This is a genomic window from Vibrio sp. 1078-1 (assembly GCF_033340475.1).
On the sequence record NZ_JAWOWM010000823.1, the window covers coordinates 1 to 533 of the forward strand.

1 protein-coding gene is annotated in these 533 nt (G+C 45.4%); it reads right to left on the reverse strand.

The genetic code is table 11. The features are described 5' to 3' along the window. Positions 1-143: 143 nt before the first annotated feature. Positions 144-533 (reverse strand): DUF1566 domain-containing protein (locus R7190_RS30285; protein WP_318138264.1); only part of this gene is annotated, 390 nt, incomplete at its 5' end.

Consider the following 533-nt stretch of genomic DNA (forward strand, 5'->3'; position numbering starts at 1 on the left):
AACACCAGCAACAACAGTTAAGACAGTTCCAAGTGTACCCACTTATTGTGGCGTAAACACATGCGAAACACTGGATGAAATACGAAAAAAGCTCCGCAAATGCGGAGCTTTTTAACGTCATTGTCTTCACAGCCACTTGTCGATTAATCTTCGTCTGTGACAAGCAACACTGAAAACTGGTTCGCCTCAGGAGAATAGCCAATAACATCTCCATTCACGCTTTCGAACGTCATGATTTGTCTAGCGTCAGTGCCGGGCGTGTTGCTCCAGATGTAGCTACCTAAATCACCAGTTTCAAGCGAGTATGCGCTTTCAAACGCCGTACCATTCATCGAAGGATGGAAACACGCTCGCTCTGTGAGTGTAACTAACTCTTTAATATTCGGTAATCGCCACTGTTTTTTATCTGCAAAATTGTGTAGCACATGGTTGCCCGAGGCATTCCGAATTTGCTCCGCAGTAAGCAGCGCGCTTTGCCATGTTACTTTTTGAGCTTCCCCAGAACACGCTTTTTGAGCCATATCCCATGTCAT